General features: G+C 71.0%; 16 protein-coding genes and 1 pseudogene. 13 read left to right on the top strand and 4 right to left on the bottom strand.

Annotated elements, in window-relative coordinates; genetic code table 11:
- The first annotated feature begins 155 nt into the window (after positions 1-155).
- The 3 genes from CXR44_RS19835 to CXR44_RS19845 are packed head-to-tail and all read left to right on the top strand — an operon-like array spanning position 156 to position 2,632.
- A complete protein-coding gene (locus tag CXR44_RS19835; RefSeq protein WP_101787562.1) occupies positions 156-1,025 on the top strand; it encodes an ABC transporter substrate-binding protein in 870 nt (289 codons plus the stop codon).
- A 9-nt stretch (positions 1,026-1,034) separates the two neighbouring features.
- Positions 1,035-1,892 (top strand): amino acid ABC transporter permease, encoded by an 858-nt coding sequence (locus tag CXR44_RS19840; protein ID WP_245899276.1) that lies wholly within the window; start codon positions 1,035-1,037, stop codon positions 1,890-1,892.
- Positions 1,889-2,632 (top strand): amino acid ABC transporter ATP-binding protein, encoded by a 744-nt coding sequence (locus CXR44_RS19845; protein ID WP_180903589.1) that lies wholly within the window; start codon positions 1,889-1,891, stop codon positions 2,630-2,632. The genes CXR44_RS19840 and CXR44_RS19845 overlap by 4 nt, the downstream gene beginning before the upstream one ends.
- Here CXR44_RS19845 and CXR44_RS19850 read toward each other — a convergent pair.
- Positions 2,629-4,113 carry an APC family permease gene (locus CXR44_RS19850; RefSeq protein WP_101787564.1) on the bottom strand — a complete coding sequence of 495 codons (1,485 nt, stop codon included), beginning with the start codon at positions 4,111-4,113 and terminating at the stop codon, positions 2,629-2,631. The genes CXR44_RS19845 and CXR44_RS19850 overlap by 4 nt on opposite strands.
- Positions 4,114-4,182: 69 nt before the next feature.
- On the bottom strand, positions 4,183-5,484 hold the full coding sequence (locus CXR44_RS19855) for an MATE family efflux transporter (protein ID WP_101787565.1): 1,302 nt from the start codon (positions 5,482-5,484) through the stop codon (positions 4,183-4,185).
- Between the two features lie 283 nt (positions 5,485-5,767).
- Between CXR44_RS19855 and CXR44_RS19860 the strand changes: the two genes are divergently transcribed.
- The 3 genes from CXR44_RS19860 (at position 5,768) to CXR44_RS39535 (ending at position 10,463) form a co-directional block, all read left to right on the top strand.
- Positions 5,768-9,352 (top strand): replicative DNA helicase, encoded by a 3,585-nt coding sequence (locus tag CXR44_RS19860; protein ID WP_219601920.1) that lies wholly within the window; start codon positions 5,768-5,770, stop codon positions 9,350-9,352.
- Between the two features lie 72 nt (positions 9,353-9,424).
- Positions 9,425-10,333 (top strand): aminoglycoside phosphotransferase family protein, encoded by a 909-nt coding sequence (locus CXR44_RS19865; RefSeq protein WP_101787567.1) that lies wholly within the window; start codon positions 9,425-9,427, stop codon positions 10,331-10,333.
- Positions 10,314-10,463 (top strand): hypothetical protein, encoded by a 150-nt coding sequence (locus CXR44_RS39535; protein ID WP_180903591.1) that lies wholly within the window; start codon positions 10,314-10,316, stop codon positions 10,461-10,463. The genes CXR44_RS19865 and CXR44_RS39535 overlap by 20 nt, the downstream gene beginning before the upstream one ends.
- Before the next feature lie 93 nt (positions 10,464-10,556).
- Here CXR44_RS39535 and CXR44_RS19870 read toward each other — a convergent pair whose 3' ends face one another.
- The gene (locus CXR44_RS19870; RefSeq protein ID WP_101787568.1) at positions 10,557-11,342 is read right to left on the bottom strand and encodes an IclR family transcriptional regulator; all 786 of its coding nucleotides are present in this window, start codon (positions 11,340-11,342) and stop codon (positions 10,557-10,559) included.
- 97 nt (positions 11,343-11,439) lie between these two features.
- On the opposite strand from CXR44_RS19870, the gene CXR44_RS19875 reads away from it, so the two are divergent.
- The 6 genes from CXR44_RS19875 (at position 11,440) to CXR44_RS19900 (ending at position 17,957) form a co-directional block, all read left to right on the top strand.
- Positions 11,440-12,369, top strand: a complete 930-nt coding sequence (locus CXR44_RS19875) for a 5-dehydro-4-deoxyglucarate dehydratase (protein ID WP_101787569.1) — start codon at positions 11,440-11,442, stop codon at positions 12,367-12,369.
- Between the two features lie 64 nt (positions 12,370-12,433).
- The gene (locus CXR44_RS19880; RefSeq protein ID WP_245899277.1) at positions 12,434-13,993 is read left to right on the top strand and encodes an ABC transporter substrate-binding protein; all 1,560 of its coding nucleotides are present in this window, start codon (positions 12,434-12,436) and stop codon (positions 13,991-13,993) included.
- Positions 13,994-14,004: 11 nt separating this feature from the next.
- Positions 14,005-14,931, top strand: coding sequence for an ABC transporter permease (locus tag CXR44_RS19885; protein ID WP_101787571.1), 927 nt, complete (start codon positions 14,005-14,007; stop codon positions 14,929-14,931).
- 14 nt (positions 14,932-14,945) lie between these two features.
- On the top strand, positions 14,946-15,914 hold the full coding sequence (locus tag CXR44_RS19890) for an ABC transporter permease (protein ID WP_101787572.1): 969 nt from the start codon (positions 14,946-14,948) through the stop codon (positions 15,912-15,914).
- Positions 15,911-16,930, top strand: coding sequence for an ABC transporter ATP-binding protein (locus tag CXR44_RS19895; protein ID WP_101787573.1), 1,020 nt, complete (start codon positions 15,911-15,913; stop codon positions 16,928-16,930). The genes CXR44_RS19890 and CXR44_RS19895 overlap by 4 nt, the downstream gene beginning before the upstream one ends.
- A complete protein-coding gene (locus CXR44_RS19900) occupies positions 16,923-17,957 on the top strand; it encodes an ABC transporter ATP-binding protein (protein ID WP_219601921.1) in 1,035 nt (344 codons plus the stop codon). The genes CXR44_RS19895 and CXR44_RS19900 overlap by 8 nt, the downstream gene beginning before the upstream one ends.
- A gap of 45 nt (positions 17,958-18,002) precedes the next feature.
- On the opposite strand, the pseudogene CXR44_RS42210 reads toward CXR44_RS19900, so the two are convergent.
- Positions 18,003-18,132 (bottom strand): annotated as a pseudogene (locus CXR44_RS42210) (IS5-like element ISMra2 family transposase); the annotation flags it as partial.
- Between the two features lie 445 nt (positions 18,133-18,577).
- Between CXR44_RS42210 and CXR44_RS19905 the strand changes: the two are divergent.
- Positions 18,578-20,047: an alpha/beta hydrolase gene (locus CXR44_RS19905; RefSeq protein WP_219601922.1), complete on the top strand. Its 1,470-nt coding sequence runs from the start codon at positions 18,578-18,580 to the stop codon at positions 20,045-20,047.
- Positions 20,048-20,117 lie beyond the last annotated feature (70 nt).

Consider the following 20,117-nt stretch of genomic DNA (forward strand, 5'->3'; position numbering starts at 1 on the left):
GGCAGACGACCGGGAACCTGGCGTCCCCGGTCGTAGGGAGCGGCCATGACACGAGTCAAGATGGGTGGTATAGCCCCAGGTGGGGCGTATAGCCGATCGTGGCGGCCGTAGAATCAGGCTCGTTCTTCCCCGCGTTCCTTCTGGAGGCACCACCCATGGTCCGTCCCTCGACGCTGCTCGCGCTCGGCGCGCTGGCGGCGGCGGCCGTCGCGTGCGCACCCGCCGACAACACGGCGAGCCCCGCCGGCACCGCCAGCCCCGCCACGTCCACCGCGTGCGGCAAGGACCAGCTCAAGCTCGTCAACGCCGGCAAGCTGACGATCGGCACCGACAAGCCCGCCTTCGAGCCGTGGTTCAAGGACGACGACCCCGCCAACGGGCAGGGGTTCGAGAGCGCCGTGGCCTTCGCGGTGGCGGGGGAGCTGGGCTTCGACCGTGACGAGGTGCAGTGGACCACGGTCAAGTTCGACACGGCGTACGCCCCGGGGCCCAAGCAGTTCGACTTCGACATCAACCAGGTCTCCATCACCCCGAAGCGGGCGGAGGCGGTCGACTTCAGCAAGGGCTACTACACCGTCAAGCAGGCAGTGGTCGCGATCGACGGCGGCAAGTTCGCCGGCGCGAAGAGCCTCGCCGAGCTGAAGGACGCCAAGATCGGCGTGCAGGTCGGCACGACCTCGCTCGCCGCGGTCAAGGAGGTCATCAAGCCCTCCGCCGACCCCAACGTCTACAACGACCAGATCGACGCGGTCACCGCCCTGAAGAACAAGCAGGTGGACGCGATCGTCGTCGACCTGCCCACCGCCTTCTACGTGACCGCCGCGCAGGTCGAGAAGTCCAAGATCGTCGGCCAGTTCAGCGCGACGGGCGGCGCTCCGGAGGAGTTCGGGCTGGTCATGCAGAAGGGGAGCCCGCTGAAGTCCTGCGTCGACAAGGCCGTCGACGCGCTGAAGTCCAAGGGCGAGCTGGCCAAGATCGAGCAGCAGTGGCTCGGCTCGGCGGCCGGCGCGCCCGAGCTCGGCTAGCCGGTGCCGATGAGCGACATGCCCGCCGGCGTGGCCTGGGTCAAGAGCGACCGGCAGCGGGAGCGCGAGCGGGTCCGCAGGTCGCGGGCCCGCCGCTCGGCCTCGATCGCGACCGCCTCCACGTTCGTGTTCGCCGTGCTCGTCGCGGTGGTCGTGACCAACGCGCCGGGCTGGCCCCGGGTGCGGGAGAAGTTCTTCAACGGCGAGGTGTTCGCCGACGCGCTCCCCGACGTGGCGGCGGGCTTCCTGCTCAACATCAAGATCTTCCTGATCGCCGAGCCGTGCATCCTCGTCGTGGGCCTGCTGGTGGCGCTCGCCCGGGGCGTCAGGACGCCCGCCTTCTTCCCGATCCGGGCGCTGGCCACGCTCTACACCGACGTCTTCCGTGGCGTTCCGACGATCCTGGTGATCTTCCTCATCGGGTTCGGGCTGCCGGGGCTGAACCTGCAGGGCGTCCCCACCGACCTGGTCACCCTCGGCATCATCGCGCTCACGCTCTCCTACGGCGCGTACGTGGCCGAGGTGTTCCGGTCGGGCATCGACTCCATCCACCCCAGCCAGGTGGCCGCCAGCCGCTCCCTGGGCCTCAGCCACGCCAAGACCCTGCGCCACGTCGTCCTGCCCCAGGCCACCCGCCGGGTGGTTCCCCCGCTGCTGAACGACTTCGTCTCGCTGCAGAAGGACACCGCGCTGGTGGCCACGCTCGGCCCGCTGGAGGCGCTGCGCCAGGCGCAGATCCACGTCGCCGAGAGCTTCAACTACACGCCCTACCTGGTGGCGGCCCTGCTGTTCATCCTGCTCACCATCCCCATGGCCAGGTTCACCGACCACCTGGCCGAGCGCACCAGGAGGAGGCGGGGAGCATGAGCCTGCTGACCATCGACGGCGTGTGGAAGCACTTCCGCGGCAACAGCGTGCTGCGCGGCATCGACCTGGAGGTGCGCCCGCACGAGGTCGTCAGCCTGATCGGCGCGTCCGGCTCCGGCAAGTCCACGCTGCTGCGCTGCGTCAACCTGCTGGAGACCGTCGACGACGGGGTGATCCTGCTCGACGGCCGGGACATCACCGATCCGCGGGTGGACGTCGACGACGTGCGCAAGCGGCTCGGCATCGTGTTCCAGGCGTTCAACCTCTTCCCGCACATGACGGTGCTCGACAACGTCACGCTCGCGCCGCGCCGGGTGCACGGCGTGCCGCGGGCGCAGGCGGAGGAGCGGGCGCACGACCTGCTGACCAGGTTCGGGCTGGCGGCCAAGGCCCGTGCCTACCCCGACCAGCTCTCCGGCGGCCAGCAGCAGCGGGTGGCGATCGTCCGCGCGCTGGCCACCGAGCCGATGCTCATGCTGCTGGACGAGGTCACCTCCGCGCTCGACCCGGCGCTGGTGGCCGAGGTGCTGGAGATCATCAGAGAGCTCAAGCAGTCGGGCATGACGATGATCCTGACCACGCACGAGATGGGCTTCTGCCGCGACATCTCCGACACCGTGTGCTTCCTCGACGACGGGGTGGTGCTGGAGCAGGGCCCGCCGGAGAAGATCTTCGGTGATCCGGAGCACGCCCGTACCCGCGACTTCCTGCGCGTGGTGCTCGAAGCGCGCCGGCTCTAGCGTCGGTGCCGGCCCCGGCCCGGGGCCGGTTCGGGAGGCGGAGCCGGGCGCGGCGCGGCCAGCAGGCTGTGGCGCCGGCCGTACCCGAGGTAGACCACCAGGCCGAACACCATCCACAGGGCGAACCACACCCACGTGATGACGTGCAGGTTCACCATCAGCCAGAGCGTCGCGAGCAGCGACAGGCCGGGGAGCACCGGTGACAGCGGCACGCTGAAGCCGCGGTCGAGATGCGGCATCCGGTGACGCATCACGATCACCCCGGCCGCCACGAACACGAACGCGAACAACGCCCCCATGACGACGAGCTGCTCCAGCGTGAACACCGGCGCGAGCTCCGCCAGCAGGATCGCGATCCCGCCGATCACCAGCGTCACCCGCGACGGGGTGTGGTAGCGGCGGCTGATCGTCGCCAGCCTGCGCGGCATGAGCCCGTCGCGGGCCATCGAGAACATGACCCGGGTCTGCCCGACGAGCAGCACGAGGATCACCGTCGTCAGGCCCAGCACCGCGCCGATGTCGATGACGTGCACCATCCAGTCGACGCCCACGCCGCGGAAGGCGCTGGACAGCGGCGCGTCCACGGAGATCCGGGTGTACGGGATCATGCCCACCATGACCACGGCCACCGCGATGTAGATCACCGTGGCGAGGACGAGGCTGCGGATCATGCCCTTCGGCACCGCCCGGGGCGCGTTGACGGTCTCCTCGGCGGCGGTGGCCACGATGTCGAAGCCGATGTAGGCGAACGCGATGGCCGGAGCCGCGGCGAAGATGCCGAACCAGCCGAAGGCGTGGCTCTGCCCCACGAAGAGGTCGAGCACGGTCGTGGACGGCTCGGCCAGCGGCTTGGGGTCGGCGTGGAAGTCGTCGAAGTTGGCCGGGACGACGTGCACGGCGCCCACGACGATGACGGCGGCGATGGCCAGCAGCTTGGCCGCCACCATGACCCACAGCGCGCGCAGCCCGATCCGCGCGTTGAGCGCGACGACGCCGGTGAGCAGCACCAGGATGGACAGCACGAGCAGGCTCACGACCAGGTCGGGCGCGGGCAGGCGGACGCCGAAGTTGGCGATGGCCCGCACGGCCAGCTCGCCCCACGCCCGGGCGACGACGGCCGCGGCGAGCTGGAGTTCCAGGATCAGGGCCCAGCCGATGATCCACGCCCACACCTCGCCGAAGATCACGTACGTGAAGGTGTAGGCGCTGCCCGACGTCGGCATCGTGGACGACAGCTCGGCGTAGCACAGGCAGGCGAGCAGGGACGCGATGCCCGCGATCATGAAGGAGAGGATCACGCCGGGGCCCGCCATGGTGGCGGCCTGCCGGCCCGCGATGCTGAAGATGCCCGCGCCGATCGTCACGCCGAGGCCGAGCACCACGAGGTCGGCCGGCCGGTAGAGCTCGGCGAGACTGTGCCGGGCGCCCGTGCGCAGCCCTGTCGCCTCGCTCGGGGGAAGACGTCGGAGGATCGTGGACACCAGGCACTCTCCGCTTGTGGAATTCGCCCACAGTGCCTCACCACCCGTGCCACGGCAAGCACAGGACGGTTACGCCCCGGTCACCAGCCAGGCAGTGCCGGCGGCCCGCCGTACCAGTGTGATCAAACGTGCGAACATCCACAGGCCGAGCGCGCACCAAAGCGCAACGATGCCCAGATCGGCCGCCAGGAGAGCGGCCGGCAGGTAGGCGAGCGTCGTCCACACGCCCGCCCACGCGAGGTAGCGCTGGTCTCCCGCGCCGATGAGCACCCCGTCGAGCACGAACACCACGCCGCACAGCGGCTGGAGCAGAGCCACGGGCCACAGCACGGCCAGCAGCTGCTCCGTGACCTGCGCGTCCGCGTCGAACAGCCCCGGCAGCAGCGGCCTGGCGGCGACGACGAGCACGGCCAGCGCGACGCCCGACCAGACGCCCCAGCGCACCATGCGGCGGGTGGCCTCCCTGGTGGCCTCCGCGTCGCCCGCGCCGAGCGAGCGGCCGGTGATGGCCTGCCCGGCGATCGCGATGGCGTCCAGGGCGAGGGCCAGCAGCGTCCACACCTGCGTCGCGATGGCGTACGCGGCCAGCTCCGCCTCGCCCATCCTGGTGGCCACCACGGTGGCGACGACGAGGACGACCCGGAGGCAGAGGGTCCGGACGAGCAGCGCGACCCCGGCCGTGCCCGCCCGCCGGACCCCGGCCAGGTCGGGCAGCAGCCGCGTGCCGAGCCGTCGCGCCCCCTTGACGACCACGGCCACGTACACGACGGCGCCGAGCGTCTGCGCCAGCACCGTCCCCCAGGCGGACCCGGCGATGCCCCAGCCCATCCCGAGGACGAACCAGGCGTTCAGCAGCGCGTTGAGCGCGAACGAGCCGATCGCCACGACCAGCGGGGTCGCGGTGTCCTGCAGCCCGCGCAGCACGCCGGTGCCCGCCAGCACGACCAGCATGGCCGGCGCGCCGAGCAGGCTGATGCGCAGGTAGGTCACGGCCTCGGCGGCCTGGCCCGGCGGTGCGCCGAACATCCCGACGATGGCGGGGGCGGCGGGCCAGCAGACCACGACGAGCGCGATCCCGATGGCCAGCGCGAGCCAGATGCCGTCCACGCCGCCGCGCATGGCCTGTCCGTGGTTGCCGGCCCCGGTCTGTCTCGCCACGGAGGCCGTGGTGCCGTAGGCCAGGAAGACGCAGAGGTTGACCATCGTGGCCAGCACCGTGCCCGCCACGCCGAGCGCGCCCACGGCCGTGGTCCCGAGCCCGTGGCCGACGATCGCGTAGTCGGCCAGCAGGAACAGCGGCTCGGCGACGAGCGCGCCGAACGCGGGCACCGCAAGGCGGAGGATCTCCTTGTCCTGGCGTGTAATGGGCATTTGGCTATTATGCCCATTACTGGACATCTGGGGCCAACTTTCTTTTCTCCACAGCCGGTGGATGAAGTCGTGCCTGCTCAGAGGGGGTGCGGTGGATGATCTTCAGGGTTATCCACAGGTTTCGTCCACAGTGCTTTCACACCCTGGGGACAGTCATGCACAGGCTGTCCACAAGGTTATCCACAGGCCGCGTTGCCGACACCCGGCGAACCCGCGAAACTGTCAGCCGGGTCGACTACAAGTGGGGGTGGTGCGACCGCCGCAAGGTTGTCGAGGGGGCGCGGTGAGCATTGACGAAGAGACCAGTGCGGGTCCCGGCTTCGAGCGCACGCCGCCCAGCAACATCGAGGCGGAGCAGTCGGTCCTGGGCGGCATGCTGCTGTCCAAGGACGCGATCGCCGACGTCGTCGAGATCATCAAGGCCGACGACTTCTACCGGCCCGCCCACCAGATGATCTACGACGTCATCACCGACCTCTACGGCCGCGGCGAGCCCGCGGACGCCGTCACCGTCTTCGACGAGCTGCAGAAGCGCGGCGAGATGGCCCGGGTCGGCGGCGCCGCCTACCTCCACACCCTGACGGCCGTCGTCCCCACGGCGGCCAACGCCGGCTACTACGCCAAGATCGTCCGTGAGCAGGCCATCCTCCGCCGGCTCATCGAGGCCGGCACCCGCATCGTCTCCTTCGGCTACGGCGGCAACAACGAAGAGGTCGACGACCTCGTCGACCGCGCCCAGGCCGAGATCTACAAGGTCACCGAGCGCCGCACCTCCGAGGACTACGCCCCGCTGGCCGACATCATGCCCGGCGCCCTCGACGAGCTGGAGGCCATCGGCAGCCGCGGCGGCCAGATGGTCGGCGTCCCCACCGGCTTCCAGGACCTCGACCAGCTCACCAACGGCCTCCACGCCGGCCAGATGATCGTCGTCGCCGCCCGCCCGGCCATCGGCAAGGCGCTCGCGCTCGACACCCCCCTTCCCACGCCGGCGGGCTGGACGACCATGGGCGAGGTGCGGGTCGGCGACGAGCTCATCGGCGCCGACGGCAGGCCCACCCGCGTCGTCGCGGCCACCGAGGTCATGCACGGCCGGCCGTGCTACGAGGTGGAGTTCGACGACGGCACCGTGATCGTCGCCGACGCGCAGCACCAGTGGCGGGTCGCCGCGCCGGAGCACACCGCCACGACGGTCGCGCACGACGACGTGGTCACCACCGAGGAGATCGCCGCGGCGCTGCGGTGCGCCACGGGCGGCCGGCGCTCCGGCCACGCCGTCGCGGTCCCGGCGGCCTTCGAGCTCGACGAGCGCGACCTGCCGCTCTCGCCGTACGCGCTCGGTGTCTGGCTGGGTCGCGGGGAGACCTCCGCCCGCCCGGCCACGGTCGAGCCCGAGATCATCGCCGGCCTGGAGGACGAAGACCTCGGGGAGGGCGGCGTCGAGGGCGTCCTGCGCACCCTCGGCGTGCTCGGTGACAGGCACGTCCCACAGCCCTACCTGCGCGCGTCCAGGCGCCAGCGCCAGGACCTGCTGGCGGGCCTGCTCGACACCGGCGGTCACGTCGAGCGCTCCGGCCGGATCCGGTTCGCCGTGACCGGCCGGCGGCTCGCGTCCGACGTGCATGAGCTGATCCTCAGCCTCGGCCACAGGGCGACGATGAGCACCCGGCCGGTCGAGGGCCCGGCGGAGTCGCCCTCCACCTGCTACGAGATCAGTTTCACCACGGCGGAGCAGGTGTTCCGCCTGCCCTCCAAGGCGGAGCTGCAGGCGCGCACCGCGGACCCCGCCGCGTGCGTCCGTCACGTCGTGGACGTCCGCCCCGTCGAGTCGCGGCCGGTGCGCTGTGTCGAGGTGGACAACGCCGACCACCTCTACCTCGCGAGCAGAAGCTGCATCCCCACGCACAACAGCACCCTCGGGCTCGACTTCGCCCGGTCGGCCGCGATCAAGCACGGGATGACCACGGTCATCTTCTCGCTGGAGATGTCGCGCAACGAGATCACCATGCGTCTGCTGTCGGCCGAGGCGCGGGTGTCGCTGCAGTCGATGCGCTCCGGCATGATGAGCGACGACGACTGGACCCGGCTGGCGCGCCGGATGAGCGAGGTGGCCGAGGCGCCGCTGTTCATCGACGACTCGCCCAACATGTCGATGATGGAGATCCGGGCCAAGTGCCGGCGGCTCAAGCAGCGCAACGACCTGCGCTTCGTGGTCATCGACTACCTCCAGCTGATGAGCTCGCCGAAGAAGACCGAGAGCCGCCAGAACGAGGTCTCGGAGATCTCCCGAGCCATCAAGCTGCTCGCCAAGGAGCTCGAGGTCCCGGTCATCGCCATCTCCCAGCTCAACCGTGGCCCCGAGCAACGCACGGACAAACGCCCCCAGGTGAGCGACCTGCGTGAGTCGGGCTGCTTGACGGCGGATGCCCGGGTCCTGCGAGCCGACACGGGAGCCGAGGTGTCGATGGGCGAACTCCTGGAGTCGGGAGCGCGCGACATCCCCGTGTGGTCCCTGGACGCGAACCTGCGGCTCGTGCGGCGCACCATGACACATGTCTTCCCCAGCGGTACGAAAGAGGTCTTCAGGCTCCGGCTGGCCTCAGGCCGGGAGGTCAAGGCGACGGCCAACCACCCCTTCATGACCTACGACGGCTGGCGTCCCCTGGGAGAGATCGGCCCCGGCACCCGTCTTGCTGTTCCGCGGCATGTGCCGTCACCCAGGGACCCTCAGGAGTGGCCGGAGGAGGAGCTGATCCTCCTGGGGCACATGATCGGAGATGGTTCCTTCGTCAAGAACCAGCCGATTCGGTACGCGAGCAGGGACGAGGCGTGCCTGGAGGCGGTCACGAAGGCCGCTCTGCATTTCGGGATCAACGCGATCCGGGACGAGTATGCAGCCGCGCGGGTCACCACGCTGCGGCTACCCGCCCCTTACCGGCTCACCCACGGCAAGCGCAACCCCATCGCCGCCTGGCTCGATGACCTGGGGTTGTTCGGCCTTCGTAGTCACGAGAAATTCGTCCCTGAGCGGGTCTTCTCCTTGCCCAAGGAGCAGATCGCCCTCTTCCTGCGCCACCTGTGGGCGACCGACGGATGCGTCTGGTGGGACGACGATCTGGGCCAGTCACGCGTCTACTACAGCTCGACGAGTCGACGGCTGATCGAGGACGTCGCGCAACTGCTCCTCCGGTTCAATGTGATGACTCGCGTCAAGACGACGCAGAAGGGCGCCTACCGGCCGGGATATCAGCTGCACGTCTACGGCGCGGACAACCAGCTGCGGTTCCTGAGCAAGGTGGGCGTGCACGGTGCACGGGCCGAGCATGCCACGCGTTGCATCGCGGCTTTGCAGGCGGTCACGGGCAACACGAACCTCGACACGGTTCCGCGTGAGGTCTGGGACCGCGTACGTCACACGCTGGCGGAGAAGGGCATGACCCCCCGGGCATTCGCCGCCGAGTCGGGAACGCAGTTCTGTGGCAGCAGCCTGTGGAAGCATGCGCCCAGCCGTGAGCGCCTCGCCCGGGTGGCTGCGATCCTCGACGACGCCGGGCTGGAGATGCTGGCGACGAACGACGTCTTCTGGGACGAGGTGGCCTCCATCGAGAGCATGGGCCAGCAGCCGGTCTACGACGCCACGGTTCTGGACAGCCACAACTTCGTCGCCAACGGCATATCCGTGCACAACAGCATCGAGCAGGACGCCGACATGGTCATCCTGCTGCACCGGGAGGACGCCTACGAGCGGGAGTCGCCGCGGGCCGGTGAGGCCGACCTGATCGTGGCCAAGCACCGTAACGGTCCCACGGCGACCGTGACCGTGGCCTTCCAGGGCCACTACAGCCGCTTCGTCGACATGGCCCAGCACTAGTCCGCCGGGCCGGCTGCGGTCGATCGGATATTCACTCGCCTGTCAGGTCGTCCGGCGCGAAGATGCCTGGGTGTGACGCTTCATGAGAACGAAGTCCCCATCGACGAGGTGGTGGTCAGGTCGCTGCTGGCGGCGCAGTGCCCGGAGTGGGCCGGCCTGTCGTTGTCGCCGGCGGGCGCGGGCACGGACAACGTCATGTACCGGCTGGGTGACGACCTGCTCGTACGACTGCCGCGAACGGCCGACAACGCGCGGTCCGTACGGAAGGAGCAGGAATGGCTTCCCCGCCTGGCGCCGCTGCTCCCGCGTCCGGTCCCGGAGCCGATCCACACCGGTGCACCCACCCCCGCCTTCCCGCTCTCCTGGTCGGTCTACCGGTGGATCGACGGGCACGAAGCCCGGCGCGGCACCGTCCAGGACTGGGCCGCGTTCGGAGGCGACCTGGCGGAGTTCGTGCGCGAGCTCCACGGCGTCGACCTGATGGGAGCGGCCCGCGTGGGCGACCTCAGCTGGTACCGCGGCGGACACCTGCGGGAGTGCGAGCCATGGATCGGCGCCTGCTTCGAAGCCTGCCGGACCACCCTCGGCGCGAAGCTCGACGTCGAGACCCTGGAACGGCTGTGGAACGCCGCGCTCGCCCTGCCCGAGCCTCGCGGAGCGCATGTGTGGCTGCACGGGGACCTCAGACCCGCCAACCTCCTGGTGCGGGAGGGCAAGCTGCACGCGGTCATCGACTTCGGGAGCCTGTCAGTGGGTTTCCCCGACGCCGAGCACTCCACCGTCTGGGATCTGCCGCCCCAGGCACGACAGGCTTACTGGAGCGCCCTGGACCTTGACGAACTGACCTGGGCCCGCGCCAGGGCGTGGGCCATCGCGGTGGCCGTCAGCGGGATCTCGTACTACTGGCACACTTATCCCGCTTTCGTCGCCGAATGCCGAGCACGACTGCGAGCGATCCTCGATGACGTCGCAGCACGCTGAGCGGAGGCTGCGGGCGGCCGGAGACCAGAGTTCACCGGCCGCCGCGGGCGAGGCCGCCTCGGCGCCGTCACCGCAGGACAAGCCGCGGGTGGCGAGCAGGGCCCGGCTCGGCGGCCTCGGCCTGTCCTGAGCGCCGCACCGGACCTGCCCGGCCTGTCTTCGTCCACCGGGCTGCGCCGAACGCCGGATGCGCTCAGCCTGCCGCGCAAGGCCCGAGTGCCGCTCAGCGGACGATGCGGTCGCGCGCCCGGCGCAGGGCGGCCACGATCACCTCCTCGCGCTGGGGATCGAGGCGGACCATGGGGATGGAGCAGCTCAGCGCCTCGTTGGGGCCGGCTCCGAAGTCGAGGGCGACGGCGAAGCAGCGCAGGCCGATGGTCGACTCCTGCTCGTCCACGGCGTGGCCGCGGCGCCGGATCTCCTCCAGTTCGGCGCGGAACGCCGCCCGGTCGGTGATCGTGTGGACGGTCCGCGCCTCCAGGGTCTCCGGCAGGAGGGCGTCGACCTCCTCCCAGGGGCGTCCGGCGAGGATGGCCTTGCCGAGCCCGGTCGCCCAGCAGGGCAGGCGCCGGCCGGGACGGGAGACGACGGCGAGGGAGTGCCGGGAGATGTGGGTGGCCAGGTAGACGACCTCGGCGCCGTCGAGGCGGGCGAGGTGGATGGTCTCCCCGAGGTCGGCGTGCAGGGCGTCCATCACCGGCTGCACCCGCTTGACGACGTCGTCACGCTCGACGTACGACTCGCCGGCGCGCAGCGCGCGGATGCCCAGCCGGTAGCGGCCGGTCCCGTCGGTCTCGACCCAGCCCGTCTGCACCAGGGTGGTGAGCAGGGCGTAGCCGCTGGCGCGGGGCAGCCCTAAGGCGGTGGTCACCTCGCGGAGCGTGCACGGGTCCTTGGTCGCGCTGAGGTGTTCGAGAACGGCGATGGTTCGCTCGGCGGACTTCACGCTCCGGACACCGCCGGCCTCGACCGGGTCGGGGCCGGCCGACTGATCCGGGACGTATTGCACCAAATGTCACCTCTTGACGTCTGCGGAAACAGCGACTTAATGTCTCGGGCTACAAGCATAGACAGTGTCTCCATATGTAGACAAGAGGTTTCCGTTGATGTCCGCTGCCGTTTCGCGAGCCCCCTCCCTCTCCGGTCTGCTCGCGTTCCCCGTCACGCCGTTCACGGAGACGGGGGACCTGGATCTGCCCCGCTTCAAGGACCACCTCGGCGACATGCTCACCGCGAAGCCCGGCGCGATCTTCGTCGCCTGCGGCACCGGGGAGCTCGCCTCGCTGACCGCCGCCGAGCACGGCGACGTGGTCCGGGCCGCCGTCGAGCACGTCGCCGGGGCGACCCCGGTGTTCGCGGGAGTGGGCGGCGGCACGCGGACGGCCGTGGAGTTCGCCCGCGCGGCGCAGGCGGCCGGAGCCGACGGACTGCTGGCGCTCCCGCCGTACCTGCAGGTCGGCCCGCCGAGCGGGCTCGTCTCCCACTACCGGGAGGTGGCCGCGGCCACGGACCTCGACGTCATCCTCTACCAGCGCGGCACGGCGATCTTCTCGCCCGGCGCGGTGGCCGAGCTCGCCGAGATCAGCAACATCGTCGCCCTCAAGGACGGGTACGGCGACATGGAGCTGCTCCAGCGCATCCGCACCGCCACCGGCGGCCGGCTGGCCCTGCTCAACGGCATGCCGACTGCCGAGATCTTCGCCCGCGCCTACGCCGGCCTCGGCGCCCGCGCGTACTCCTCGGCGGTGCTGGCCTTCCTGCCCGAAGTCGCCGGCGCCTTCTTCACCGCGTTCGAGAACGGCGACGAGGCGACGCAGGACCTGCTGCTGCGCGAGTTCTACGCCCCGCTCGCCGAGCTGCGCGACACGACCCCCGGGTACGCCGTCGCCCTGGTCAAGGCCGGCCTGGAGATCCGCGGCCGCTCCGCCGGTCCCGTCCGCCCGCCGCTGGGCGACGTCGCTCCGGAGCACCGCGAGCGGCTCGCCCGCCTCATCGACCGTGGCCTCGCCGCCATCAGCGCGACACCGGTCGCCTAGCACGTGGCCTTTCCCGGCACCGGGAGCAGGCGATTTCGGAGGAATAATGATCAAAATCACGCGAGTGCCGAGCACCCCTCGCCGGCGGCAGGCGGCCTCCGCCTTGCTGGCGCTCGGCGCCATGCTGTCCGCCGGCGCGTGCTCGGTCGCCAACAGCGGCCCGGAGGCCCCGGGCGGCGGTGCGGCGGCGAACACCGTCCGCATCGTGCTCCCGGAGGAGCCGCCCACGCTGGAGCCGTGCGACGCGTCCCTCACCGCCACCGGACGCGTCACCCGGGCCAACATCACCGAGGCCCTCACCGAGCGTGACCCGAGCACCGGCAAGCTCCAGCCGGCGCTGGCGACCGAGTGGAAGCAGGACTCGCCCACCGAGTGGACCTTCACCCTGCGGCCGGGTGTGAAGTTCCACGACGGCACGGCCTTCGACGCCAAGGCGGCCGCCTTCTCCATCGACCGCACCGTCGGCTCCACGATCGACTGCAACGTCGACGGCTACGTCTTCGGCGGCATCGAGCTCACGGCCACGGCCGTGGACGACACGACGCTCAAGGTCAAGACGGCCAAGGCGGACCCGATCCTCCCGCTCCGGCTGTCGTTCGTCGAGATCGTCCCGACCACCACGAACAAGACCGGCAAGGTCCGCGAGCCCGTCGGCACCGGGCCGTACAAGATCGCGAAGTGGGACACCGGCCGCAGCCTGCGCCTGGAACGCTTCGCCGGCTACTGGGGCAAGGCCCCCGAGTTCGCCGCGGCCGAGTACGTCTGGCGTGCCGAGGGCAGCATCCGGGCGGCCATGGTCAAGAGCGACGAGGCGGACGTGGCCATCGGCCTCGCCCCCGAGGACGGCGCCGGCGACGCGGCCGTGCAGTACCCCAACAACGAGACCTCCTATCTGCGGATCGACGCCACCAAGGCGCCGCTGAACGACATCCGCGTCCGCCAGGCGATCAACTACGCCATCGACCGCAACGGCCTCGTCGCCTCCGTCTTCGCCGGGCTCGGCAAGCCGGCCGGCCAGCTCGTGCCCGAGGGCGTGACCGGGCACAGCACCGCCATCCAGGCCTGGCCGTTCGACATGGCGCAGGCCAAGAAGCTGGTCGCCGAGGCGAAGGCGGACGGCGTCCCCACCGACACCCCCATCAAGATCATCGGCCGGAACGGGATCTATCCCAAGGCCGCCGAGGCGATGGAGGTCGTGCAGAACGCCCTGATCGAGGCCGGGCTCAAGGTGGAGATCGAGATGCTCGACGTGAACGCCTGGCTGGAGTACCTGCTGCGCCCGTTCCCCAAGAACCTCGGTCCGACGCTGCTCCAGGCCCAGCACGGCAACCAGGCCGGTGACGCGGCCTTCACGATGGGCCAGATCTACGGCAGCAAGGGGGCGCAGAGCAGCTACGGCACCCCCGAGCTGGACGACTTGATCGGCAAGGCCGAGCAGGCCTCCGGCGAGGAGCGCCAGACGGCGTTCGCCGCGGCACTGGAGCACCAGAACAAGCAGGTCGTGCGGGACGCGGTCCTGGCGCACATGACCGGCATCCTCGCCCTGTCGCCGAAGGTCACCTACCAGCCCAACGCCGCCACGAACGACGAGATGCGCCTCGCCGACATGCACCCGGCCGGCTGAGAGGAACCAGTGTGCTGACCTTCCTGCGGCGTCGCATCACCTCCAGCGCGATTCCGCTGGTCGTGGTGATCCTCGGGGTGTTCGGCCTGGCGCGCCTCACCGGCGACCCGGCGAACCTCTACCTGCCCCTCAGCGCCACGCCGGAGATGCGCGCCGAGTTCGCCGCCCGGCACGGCTTCGACCAGCCCCTGTACGTCCAGTTCGTGGACTACCTGGCCCAGGTCGTCCGGCTGGACTTCGGCGAGTCGCTGCGGACGGCGGAGCCGGCGGCCGAGGCGGTGCTGCGGGCGTTCCCGGCCACGCTGCAACTGGCCGGCGCGACGATGATCCTGGCGACCCTCGGCGCGATCGTCGTCGGGAGCTGGGCGGCCTACCGGCCCAACTCGGCGGCCGACCGGATCGCCAGCTTCACCTCCACGACCGCGGCCAGCATGCCGGACTTCTGGTTCGCGATCATGGGCGTCCTGGTCTTCGCCGTGGCGCTCGGCTGGCTGCCCACCTCCGGCACGGTCGGCGCGCCGGCCTGGGTGCTGCCGGTGCTCACCCTGCTCATCCGGCCGTTCGGCGTGCTCGTGCAGGTGGTCCGCGGCGCCATGGTCAGCGCCCTGTCCGCGCCCTACATCAAGGTCGCCCGGAGCAAGGGCGCGGGAGAGGTGCGGGTGGTCTTCGGCCACGCGCTGCGCAACGCCGCCCCTCCCGCGCTCACCGTGGCCGGCGACCTCACGGTCGGCCTGGTCAACGGGGCCGTGGTCGTCGAGACCATCTTCGGCTGGCCGGGCATCGGCAAGCTGATGATCACCTCGATCCTGCAGCGGGACTTCGCGGTGCTGCAGGCCGCCGTCCTGGTGACCGCCATCACCATCTTCGCGCTCAACATCGTCATCGACGCCTGCTACGCGCTTCTGGACTCCCGGGTCCGCCAGGGCGTGACGACGTGACGAACGGAGATCTCATGTCCACTCAGGCCAAGGTCGAACGCCCCGCCGACACCCCCGCGGCGAGCCCGGCCGCCCGCCGGGCCACCTGGTGGCGGCTGCTGCTGCGGGACCGGTTCGCCTGCCTCGCGGTGCTGATCCTGCTGGTCGTGGCGGCCGGCGCCGTCCTCGGGCCGCTGCTGCTCGACGATCTGGCCACCCGGCAGAACCTGCGGGCGGTCAACCGGCCGCCCTTCAGCCTCGACGACGGCTGGGCGTTCGTGCTCGGCAGCGACTCGCTCGGCCGCAGCCTGCTGGCCAGGCTCGTCGTGGCGAGCGGCACGACGCTGTCCGTGGCGGTTCCGGCCGTCCTCATCTCCCTCGTCATCGGGTCGGTCTGGGGGATGTGGGCCGGATACCACCGAGGGTGGCGGGAGAGCATCTCGATGCGGATCGCCGACATCATCCTCAGCTTCCCGTCGCTGCTGCTGGCCGTGGTCGTGCTGTACGTCTTCTCGCCGAGCGCCGGGAACATCGTCCTCGTCCTCGCCATCGCGAGAATCCCCATCTACCTGCGTGCCGCGCGGGCCGAGTCGGCCGAGCTGCAGAGCCGGCTGTTCGTCGACGCGGCACGGACGTTCGGCACCGGAAGCTGGGCGATCATCGCCAGGCACGTGGCGCCGACCGTGCTCCCCACCCTGTTCACCGTCGCAACCCTGGACTTCTGTTTCGTGATGCTGACCGAGTCGTCACTGAGCTTCCTGGGAATCGGCATCCAGCCGCCGGACATGAGCTGGGGCCTGATGGTCGCCCAGGGCCGGCAGGTGCTGCAGAGCGCCTGGTGGATCGCCGTCTTCCCCGGCCTCGCCATCGTCGTGACCACCGTCTCGGCGACCGTGCTCGCCTCCTGGGCGCGCCTGGCGATGGACCCCGGCCAGCGGTGGCGGCTCACCCTCCCCCGCTCGCGGCGCAGTGACAAGGCCCTGGTCAAGGGGGTACGGGCATGACCGAGCGAGCCGAGACGAAGGTCGCGGCCGGCGCGTCCGGCCGGCCGGTGCTGGAGGTCGACGGGCTGGCGGTCGACATCCGGACCCCCGCCGGGACGGTCCGCGCCGTGCGCGAGGTCAGCTTCTCCGTCCGCTCCGGCGAGACGCTGGCGCTGCTGGGGGAGTCCGGCTGCGGCAAGAGCATGACCGCACAGGCCATCGCCGGCCTGCTCGACCCGGTGGCGCACGTCGCCGGCGGAGAGGTGCGCCTGGACGGGACCGACATCCTCAGCCTGCCGCCGGCCCGGCGCCGGAAGCTGGCCGGTCCCGGCCTGTCCATCGTCTTCCAGGACGCGTTGACCGCGCTGAACCCCGTGCAGACGGTCGGCGCCCAGCTCGCCGAGCCGTTCCGGATCCACGAGAAGCTGTCGCGCCGCGCCGCCAGGGAACGCGCCGTCGAGCTGATGGAACGGGTGGGCATCCCCGAGCCGCGCTCCCGCGTCGGGGCCTACCCGCACCAGTTCTCCGGCGGCATGCGCCAGCGGCTGCTCATCGCGCTGGCGGTGGCGCTGCACCCCAAGGTGCTGCTGGCGGACGAGCCCACCACCGCGCTGGACGTCACCGTGCAGGCGCAGATCATGGAACTGCTGCGCGAGCTGCGCACCGAGCAGCAGACGGCGCTGATCCTGATCACGCACGACCTCGCGGTCGTGGCCGAGCAGGCCGACCACGTGGCCGTCATGTACGCCGGATCGGTCGTCGAGACCGGGCGGGTGGCGGACGTGTTCGCCAGGCCCCGGCACCCGTACACGCGGGGGCTGCTCGACTCGGTGCCGGCGGAGGTGGCCCGCGGCGCCGCCCTGCGGTCCATCCCGGGCACCCCGCCGGAGCTGCACGCGGTGCCCTCGGGCTGCGCCTTCAGGACCCGCTGCGCGACGGCCGGCGACGTGTGCGCCGAGCGCCGCCCGCTCCTCGTCGAGTCCGGACCCGGACGCCTGTCCGCGTGTCACCACTGGAGGGAACTGGCCGATGACTGAGGCTGCCATGCCGGCGCTCGCGGCGGGGGAGACGGACGTCGCCCTGCTGGACGTGTCGGGGGTGACGAAGACCTTCCACGTGCCCCGCGGCGCCTCAGGCCGCAACCGCCTGCGCGCGCTGGACGGAGTCGACCTGCGCCTCGGGCACGGCGAGACGCTGGGACTGGTGGGCGAGTCCGGCTGCGGCAAGTCCACCCTCGCCCGGGTGCTGCTCATGCTGGAACGCCCGGACCAGGGCTCGGTCCGGTTCGAGGGCGTGGACCCGTTCGCGCTGCGCGGGAAGGAACTGCTCAGGTGGCGCCGCCGGGTGCAGATGGTGTTCCAGGATCCTTTCGCGTCGCTGAACGCCCGGCTGTGCGCCGAGGACATCGTGGGCGAGCCGTGGCGGACGCACCGTGACCTGGTGCCGGTGAAGGAGCGCGGCAGGCGGGTGGCCGAGCTCCTCGACATGGTGGGGCTGCGCGCGAGCGACGCGCGCCGCTACCCGCAGGAGCTCTCGGGAGGCCAGCGCCAGCGGCTCGGCATCGCCCGCGCGCTCGCCCTCGAACCGGACGTCATCGTCTGCGACGAGCCCGTGTCGGCGCTGGACCTCTCGGTGCAGGCGCAGGTGCTCAACCTGCTCACCGACCTGCAGGAGCGGCTCGGCGTGTCGTACGTGTTCATCTCGCACGACCTGTCCGTCGTCCGCCACGTCGCCGACCGGGTCTCGGTCATGTACCTGGGCAAGGTGGTCGAGACCGGGCCAACGCGGCAGGTGTTCGACCATCCGCGGCACCCGTACACGGCCGCGCTGATGTCCGCCGCGCCCGTGCTCGACGTCACCGGGGGAGCCCGCCGCGAGCGCATCCTGCTCAAGGGCGAGGTGCCCTCTCCGCTCGACCCGCCGTCGGGGTGCAGGTTCCGGACCCGCTGCTGGCGGGCCCAGGACGTCTGTGCCGAGGTCGTGCCGCCCCTGGAGTCGTCCGGCGACGAGCCGCTGCACGGCGCCGCGTGCCACTTCCCCCTCCAGGAGGTGCGAGGAGCCTAGGGCGCGTATCGAGTCGTGATCGACTGGTGATTCGGGTGAGGTCCTCACCCAGATCATTGAGGCGCGCAGGTGGAGGCCGGCGAGGTAGCCGTCCGGGTCGTGTCGTATCGGGTGCGACGCCTCGCCAAACCTTGAACCTGTTGAGCAGCCGCTCGACGGTGTTCCTCTCCTTGTGCTCGGGATACGGGCCGTAGTCGCCGATCGGCAGGTATGGCTCGATGAACTCCCACTCCGCGTCCGTCAGTTGCACTCGCGTCACGGAACAAGACCTGCCGGTCCACACGCGGTTGAACCGGCCGGTGCGCAGGGCGTCGGCGGGACTGAGCGGCAGGACAGGGGTCCCGGAGACGGGCCGGGGCTCGTTGAAGGGGCCGTACGCCTTCAGCAGGGACGCGCTCGGGACACGGCGCAGGCACGCCGCCACGTCCGCCTCCCCGTCGCAGCCGACCGCCTTGACCACGCGGTCGCTGTCGGCCTTCAATCGCCGGTGCCCCTCGTGCGCCCAGCGCCCGGATCTCCGCCGGGGCTCGAGTCGCGCGTCCGCGCGCGCTTCGTGACGATCCGACGCCCGCCACGGTGGTTACGCCAAGGTTATGACCGCCGGGCGAGGATCTGCGACCGTGAAAAGGATCAATCCACGTCGCCTAGTCTCGCTCTCGCTCGTGCTGGCGGTGACGACGGCGTCGCTTCCACTCGGCGCGGCGGAGGCCGCCGACGCCTCCATCGCCTGGAGCCCCTGCGCTCAGGACGCCACCGCTGAGTGCGGCACCCTGACCGTTCCCGTCGACTGGGACGACCGTGACGGGCCGACCATCGAACTCGCGCTGGCCAGGCGCAAGGCCACCGAACCCGCGGCCAGGATCGGCTCCCTCGTGATCAACCCCGGCGGTCCCGGCGTCTCCGGCGTGGACTACGCCCTCGCCGCGACGAACTACCTCAGTCCCGAGCTGACGAGGCGCTTCGACATCGTCGGCTTCGATCCGCGTGGCGTCGGCCGCAGTCACCCCGTCGTCTGCTCCTCCGCGCTGCTGCGCGAGATGCCGGGACCTGTCATGAAGAGCCAGGCCGACCTCGACGCCCGGCTCGCCTACAACAGGCGGCTCCGCCAGGACTGCAGGAACCGTACCGGCCCGCTGTTCGACCATGTCAGCACGCTGAGCGTGGTGCGCGACGTGGACGCGCTGCGCGCCGCGCTGGGCGACGACAGGCTGACCTACTACGGCGTCTCCTACGGCACGCTGATCGGCCAGCAGTACGCCGAGCGCTACCCGCGGCGGGTCAGGGCGGTGGCGCTGGACAGCAACTTCGACCACAGCCTCGGCACCGCCGCCTACCTCGAAACCGCGGCCGCCGGCGCCCAGCGGGCCTTCGAGCAGTTCACCGCCTGGTGTGCCCGCACGGCGAGCTGCGCCCTCCACGGCACGGACGTGCCCGCCTTCTGGGCACGCCTGCTGGCCAGGGCCGAGCGGGGCGAGCTGCACCAGCCTGGGCAGCCGGACACGCCGCTGACCGCCTATGACCTGATCGACTATGCGTTCGCCACCTTCTACGGCCCCAACTGGGCGGAACTGGCCCAGTGGCTCGTCGCCGTGGACCGCCGCGACGAGCAGCCCTCCGCCGCCGCCTCCCCGGAGACGGATCACTCCCAGGACGTGCGCCCGTTCCCGCGGCAGGTGTTCTGCTCGGACTTCCACCTGCCCGTCCGCGACCACCGGGAGTACGCCGCCCTGCTGCGCCGGCAGGCTGCCGTGGCCACAGACATGCGTTACAGCCCGGCCGCGCTCCACGCGGTCGCCGCCTGCCTGGGACGACCGGCACCCGTCCCCAACCCGCAGCATCGGCTGCAGGTGGACGGCACCCCGCCGATCCTGCTGGCCAACGCGCTCTACGATCCGACCACGGGACACCGTTGGGCAGCTGGCGTGGCCGCGCAGATCGGTGCCGAGGCCCGGCTCCTCACCTACGAGGGCTGGGGTCACGGCACGTACGGCCGCAGCGACTGCCTCACTGATGCGGTGGACCGCTATCTGGTCTCCCTCACCCCTCCGGCGAAGGACGCCCGCTGCGCCGCCGTGCCGCCGCCTGGCTAGAAGATTGATTTTTGGCTGCGGTCACGCAGCAGCAGGTGATCGAGAGGATCTGCGCTGGTGTGGCGCCCGC

This window comes from Nonomuraea indica, from assembly GCF_002850745.1.
GTDB lineage: Bacteria > Actinomycetota > Actinomycetes > Streptosporangiales > Streptosporangiaceae > Nonomuraea > Nonomuraea indica.